The 7087-nt window shown below is 39.0% G+C and carries 5 protein-coding genes; 4 read left to right on the top strand and 1 reads right to left on the bottom strand.

Annotated elements, in window-relative coordinates; genetic code table 11:
- A partial coding sequence (locus AC1DPQ_RS12935) for a hypothetical protein (RefSeq protein WP_477609620.1) occupies positions 1-505 on the bottom strand: 505 nt, incomplete at its 3' end.
- Between the two features lie 109 nt (positions 506-614).
- On the opposite strand from AC1DPQ_RS12935, the gene AC1DPQ_RS12930 reads away from it, so the two are divergent.
- From AC1DPQ_RS12930 to AC1DPQ_RS12915, 4 genes are all read left to right on the top strand, one after another.
- A complete protein-coding gene (locus AC1DPQ_RS12930) occupies positions 615-2999 on the top strand; it encodes a TonB-dependent receptor (protein WP_477609618.1) in 2385 nt (794 codons plus the stop codon).
- A gap of 633 nt (positions 3000-3632) precedes the next feature.
- Complete coding sequence (locus AC1DPQ_RS12925) at positions 3633-4169, top strand: hypothetical protein (protein WP_477609616.1); 537 nt, start codon at positions 3633-3635, stop codon at positions 4167-4169.
- Between the two features lie 225 nt (positions 4170-4394).
- The gene (locus AC1DPQ_RS12920) at positions 4395-6563 is read left to right on the top strand and encodes a pentapeptide repeat-containing protein (RefSeq protein WP_477609614.1); all 2169 of its coding nucleotides are present in this window, start codon (positions 4395-4397) and stop codon (positions 6561-6563) included.
- The coding region (locus AC1DPQ_RS12915) for a hypothetical protein (RefSeq protein ID WP_477609612.1) at positions 6560-7087 on the top strand (528 nt) is incomplete at its 3' end. The genes AC1DPQ_RS12920 and AC1DPQ_RS12915, both read left to right, overlap by 4 nt.

Genomic DNA, 7087 nt, shown 5'->3' with positions numbered 1-7087 from the left:
CATAGTTCCTATCCATAGCCACACCCAACGCATTGAGCCGACGGTTTACCAAACTATCCATCTCCTTCAGGTCCCGCTGATCTTCCAGCGAAACTTCCTGCTGCGATTTGCCATCGATTACGGCTGTTGATTTGTTATCGGTTTGCTTTTTAGGATTGTTCGGGAACGACATTTTCATTTCTACCACCGAACTATCATTGGTAATTCCATAATGGAACCGGCTGCGCAGGTTATCCACTTTTAAATCATCAAAAGCGTGCTTCAGCACCAACCATTCTGGTGAGAGAAAAAACTGCTGAAAACGGATACTTTTCTCGTGCCCCTTCACGATGCTCTGATAGCTTATCTGCCTCGAAGCATCGCTAACAATAGATTCGAGCACTACAGCAACAGATTTCTTTTGCGCCAGATACAACTGCCGTATCCATGCACATTGCAGGCACAGGCTAATGATCAGTGTAATAACCGCCAGCGGAAGAACATATCTGGAGCGAAGCCATTTCATTCCCCTAAATTGAACAATTCATTTTATCAATGGAAGTCTGGGCCGAAGATTTAACCATATTTAACCGAGATTAACTTTGCTTAACATGCAAAGCATTTAGTTTTGAAACATGAAAAAGTTAACCCTACTCCTTCTTTTCTGCTTCCCCTTGATCGCTTTAGCACAATTACGTAAAGGTTTGGTAACCGATAAAACCGGTGAACCGATTGATGGGGCAACCATTGGCTTGCGCCGTGGAGACTCGACCCTAACCATCCAGGCTTCAAAAAACGGGTTGTTCAGTTTCCCGCAGCTTTTTAAAGGCAGTTACATTTTAAAGGTTAATGCTGTTGGATATCAAAATACGGTTCAGGCATTGAATCTTCCGATGGATTCGGTTGTGATCGTGATGACCAGTGAGGATAAAACCCTGGAGCAGGTAACGGTATCTGCTTCAAAACCACTTATTGTGAGAAAAATCGACAGGGTGATATTCAATGTCGAAAATAGCATCGTAGCCAGTGGTGCAACGGTTTGGGATGCATTGGGCAAAGCACCAGGCGTACAGACGCGTTTTGATGGTGGGGTAACGGCGAACAACAAAGGTGTGGTGATTTACATGGATGATAAGCCTATCAGGTTATCGGGCGAAGATCTGGCCGCATACCTCCGGAGCCTTCCTTCGGACAATATTGCCAAAATAGAAATTATTGCCAATCCAACGGCCAGGTATGATGCCCAGGGCGGTGCAGTAATCAATATTATTTCTAAAAAACCAAAAGGCGATGGCTTTAACGTGGTGCTTTCCGGCGGTTATACCCAATCAGCCTATAGCAGCTATACCCCAAGTATGGTGTTCAATTATCGGAAAGACAAATTGAATGTATATGGCAGTTATGGCTACAGCAGACGTAAAAAGGACCATACGGAGAGTGAGTACATCATTTTCGACTCGCCGGGAAACTATGCAGACTGGAAGAATGATAAATCGGGAATACGTTCGGGAAACGCCAATAGTTATAAAATCGGCGCCGATTACAACCTGACCGACAAACAGGTAATCGGGATTTTGGTAAATGGCTACAATGGTGCGAACAGCAGACCGAATAGCACATTAACGACTATTGTTAACAACCACTCCGCACTACCAGATTCTATTCTTCATACCCAAAACGTTTCTAATGGAAAAGCCTATCAATATAGTTTCAATCTCAACTACAAAATTAAATTAGATACCAACGGCCGGAATATTAATGTGGATTTAGATTATGTTCCTTACCAGAACAAAAACAGCCAGCAGGTAGATACTTATGGCACATTGGCCAATGGCAATCTGCTTCCCGACAATTACCACATCTTTACCCCGTCTGACCAGAATATCAATATCTATTCGGGAAAACTGGATTATTCGGATAAGTTCTGGAAGAAATGGACGTTTGAATCGGGTGTAAAATATAGCAGTGTCCGCACGCGTAACAGTTTTGATTTTTATAATAATCCGGCAACCGGCCCTGAATTGGTACCTAACCGCAGCGACCGCTTTGAATATGCAGAAAACATATCGGCTATTTATGCCAGTATTAGCGGAGATGCGGGCAAATGGAGTTTTGAGGGCGACCTACGGGGTGAATATACCCGAACAAATGGCAAATCGATGGTATTAAACACCAACAACCAGAACCACTATTTTAAGCTTTTCCCAACGCTTTTTGTGGTTTATAAAATGAATAAAGACAACGAAATAAACCTCACTTATAATTCAAGGATCAACAGACCTGAATACTGGAGGTTAAACCCTTTTAAATCTTATACCAGCCCTTACACTTACCTGAAAGGAAACCCTGCGCTGCAACCCGCTTTTATTTACAATGGCGAACTGGGCTATACCTATAAACAGCAATATAACATTTCATTTTACCTACGGCGGGTGGTTGATTATTTTAGTAACATCTCGGTACAGGATAACACCTCAAAACTCTTTTATGATACTCAAAGAAATCTAGATTTGAGTCAGGAAATGGGTTTCTCGGCTTCCTTTCCCATTAAACCAGCTTCCTGGTGGGAAATCAACAATTATGCACAGGGCTCCTACCGCCAGGAAAAGTCGGGATATTTACAGGCGCGTTATGATTATCATGTTTGGGGTATTTACCTCAGCACTAATCATGCTTTTACATTGAACAAAACACAGGGATTGAAAGCAGAAATCAGCGCATGGTACTCTTCTCCTACCATACAGGGCATTTATAAACTTGCACAACTTTATGATGTGAGCGCAGGTTTGAGCAAGAGTTTGTTTAAAGGCAAAGGCACTTTAAGGTTGGCTGTAAACGATATGTTTTATAGAAATGCCTACCGCATTGATGTTGATTACGAAAATCAACATAATGGTTTTTATGAGAAAAACGATACACGCAGTGCTACTTTAAGCTTCTCGTACCGGTTGGGCGGTAATCCAACGGCTGCCAGGAAAAGAACTTCGGCCAGTGAGGAGGAAAAGAAACGCACGCAGTAAATTTTAACCACAGATGCACACAGATAAACACGGATTTCCATATCTGTGTGCATCCTTTCTATCTCCCGAAAATCGGGACAAGTCGTGGTTAAATTATTTTTGCTGCCTGGGTCTTAGCGAGACGCTACGTCCAGAATGGGATATTTGCGACACTATACATTTCCGCCCAACTAGGCCGTAGCACCGTATCCCCGTTCCACTTAAATCCGGCCTAACAAATTTTTCGGATTCTGCTGACCCAGCCACACCACTGACCTTTAAAGAAAAATTTTCAGCCGGCATTTTTTGTTTTTTCATGGGCTTTTATGTTTTCAACGGCATTCAAGCTAGCTGCGCTGGTCTTTTTGATGCCAAAAAGAAAGAGCCTTTCGGCGGCGGTGAGCCGAGGCAAGAATGAGCCCCTGGGTAAAAAAGGATATGCATCATTCAAATTGATTTTTATACAATAAATTATCCCTCAGACTGACGACCGCAGTGCTTAACTTAAAACATTGAGCGAAGGGCTACAATCGGCCTTCAAATACTATTTACGATTTATTTACAAAATTTACATTTTTATTTACAATCCAAATCACTCCATCCAAAAAATATCAAACTAGATTCGCTTAATCAATTTGAAAGGATATGAAACATATGAAAAAAACCATCTATGTGCTGATCTTACCACTGGTTGTGGTGAGCGGATTAGTATTTGCCAATCGTGAAATTAAGCCATCCCCAAAGCCCCTGTCTGCCGCTGAAATGAAAGCGCGCATGGTGGAGGACAGGAAAAAATGGGAGGCCTCTCCTGACGGGATCAGGTACAAAAAATGGGAGCTTTCTCCTGAAGGTAAAAAAGTGCATGCCAGTCATGATAAAATAAGGAATTACATAAAGGATTTCAGTAATATGGAGGCCGTGGTCACCTCTGTTACTTTTCAGCGCGCAAACGCGAAATCAGGACCAAAATGGCTTATCGTCAGGATTGATGGCGAAGAATACATGATGCAATTCACGCTTAAGGAATTTCAGCAGTTAAATGGCCTGAAAGTTAACGACAAAATAATGGTAAAAAGCCACAGCGCCGGGTATTCGCCCAATCATCCATATTTGATTGTATCAGGCGACTATATTGAGCAAAATAATAAGGTACTTTTTAAACGTGACTTTAGCAAAAATAACGGTTGCTGACAAAAAGCTCTGCATTCTGCACCTCCCAGCTAAGATTAAAAGCGCATCGAAAGATGTGCTTTTTTTGTTATAAACTGATTTTGCTTGGGTCTCAGCGAGATGCTACAATCAGAATGAGCAGATTGTTGAAAAATTGTATTATTAACAATACTGGATTTTAGTAACTTACAAATTAGTTTAAAACCAAAAAAACAATCTGTGATCCACGAGATTGAATCTCTATATATGAATGAAACCGAAATAAGCCACCTTGATAAAGTTTATATCAGTTATGGCTATGAAACAACTAAAGCTTACCCAGGGGTAAGGGTCTATCTATTTACCAAAAGTATTTATAGCGGTGCAGATGTTGTAAAACTTGATAGCAGTGGAGATGCTGAAGCACTAAAGAAAAAATATTCTGCATTGGGCTACGGAGTCAAAGTCAGAGACTTCAACAGCGTCTCTGAGGCAGAGGATATTTTATTCAAAGATTTTTTCAAAGCAGATGGAGTCATTGATAATTTAAAAAGGAGGTATAAAAACTTTGTTGGCAGAATAATGGAGAATCTGCCCGAAACTGCTAAATATCAATACATAAGGTCACCATATGAATTTTCTATTATTAATGAGGAACACGAAGAACAATCATCTCTGCACTTCAGCGCTGATGACCCCAATGATAATTTAACCGATAAAATAGTTGGGCTGATCAACAAGCATAATGGCCCACTATTAACAATTATCGAAGCGGCTGCTGGTTTTGGAAAGACTTGCACAGCTTATGAAATCTTAAATTCCTTTATTAGTACATCTATTAATAAAATTCCTTTTTTCACAGAGCTTTCCAGAGATAGAAGAGCAACAATATTTAAGCACATACTCCAGAATGAAATTGAAGAACAGTTTTCTAACAGAGTTGATTCTAAAGTAGTCATCAATGAAATAAAGCAAGGACGAATACCGCTGATAATCGACGGATTTGATGAATTGATATCTAAGGATTTTTCATTTTCTACAAGCAGGTTCGAGGAGGTAGAAAGCATGTTATCCACTATTGTTGACCTTTTAACAGATAATGCAAAAATTATTATTACATCAAGAAAAACAGCAATCTTTTCAAGCGAAGAATTTCACAACTGGATGATTGATAGAAATATTCCTTACACACTCGCCAAAATTTCCCTTACTGAACCTTCAATAGAAAATTGGCTGTCCAAGGATAAACTTGAACTCATTGATAGATCCTCCTTTCCAGTTAACAAAATCGCAAACCCAGTTCTACTTACTTATTTAAGATATATTGATTTCTCTGAACTATCGACCATGATATTTGAGAATGAATCGATTGTTCAGAAATATTTTGAATTCCTTCTCACAAGAGAGCAAATCAGGCAGAATTTAGTACTTGAACCAGAAATACAGCTACGGATATTTAGAAAGCTAGTCAGATTAATGACCGAACTTGATATCAAGACAGAGACCAAAGATTTCATAAAAGAGTTGATCCAGGAATACAATTCCAAGGTACTCGAAGAGACTAGAAAAAATTACACACCTGATAAAAGGCCAAGGATTGATCAGTTGGCAGACACCCTATCTAATCATGCATTTCTGGATAGAAAGGAAAAAAACCTAATCGGTTTTGTCAATGAATTTGTTTTTGGAACGCTAATAGGTGAAAATCTTATTATGGGTAAATTTGCTGAGCATAATCCCAAATTCTATGAATCATTAAACCAAATGTTCGCTCTTTTAGCTCTTGAAGCATTCAAGGTACAATCGGAGCAGTATAAAAAAGAGCTTTGGCAGATATTTTTTGATTATAACTTCCGTTACGAAGCCGAATTTTTCTTCAAGCTGGACATAGATCTATTGGGAGTGATAGTAAGAGACTACAAACATGCGATATTGGACGGCTTTGAACTGAAAGATATGCTAATCCAAAAAGAAGGCCAGTTCAGCGAAACAGTTTTCAACAATTGTGTTTTCTACAACTGTAACTTTAATTTTAAGTCGTTCAGTAATTGTTCATTCGTAAACTGTCGTTTTTACGACTGTCAGTTCGACACGAAAACGTCATATTCAGATAGTTATTTTGTGGCCTTTGGCTGTACAGACAATAATGATTTAATAAGCCAGGTATTCGATATTGATATACCCAGTAAGGTTCAGGATGTCAACCTTGAGAAATCTGTACTTTCTTTGTTCTTCAAAACAGGAGGCCTCTCGCCTAGGTATCGTCAGCTCTCCTTCATTAAATCTGAACTAAGCAAGGAGGATCAAAAGGAAATTTCAAAAATCCTACATAAGCTCAAGGCAGAAGATCTTATTTATTTCAAGGGTGATTTAAGCCATTTAACAAAAAAAGGAATAGTTTATTATAATGAAAATTACAGAACCGAATTAGTATGAATGAGCACGCACTCGAAATTATTGAAAGAAATATCAGAATAAAATTAGAAACAGAACTTAAACGTTCAGGAATTCTTTTTAGATTATTTTCTAGGATCAAGGATGATAGTTCGGTAAAGGATAAGCTTAAGAGAAAAGAATATGATAAATCTGATAAGCAAATGCAAGATCTAATAGGATTCAGGATTACGACTTATTTTAATGATGATATTCAACCAATAATAAAAATATGTACATCTATTTTTGAAAAAATCGATCTCGTTTATGACCAGCCTGAATCAGATACTTTTAAACCCTTAAGAAAAAACATGATCTGTGCACTGCCAGTAGATTTAAAAAATACATTTAACGAGCTAAAGGCAAAAAAAACGGATGAATTCGCTTTCGTTGACAGCACTTTCGAGATACAGTTCCGTACTACATTGTCAGAAGGCTGGCACGAGGTAGACCATAACTTAAGATATAAGTGTAGTAGTGAATGGGATGGCCTACAAACTGAAAGTAGAATGCTCAATGGCATATAC

The organism is Pedobacter sp. 01T416_2, from assembly GCF_056398925.1.
The sequence above is the reverse complement of the archived record's forward strand: the minus strand, read 5'-3'. Positions and strand labels throughout refer to the sequence as shown.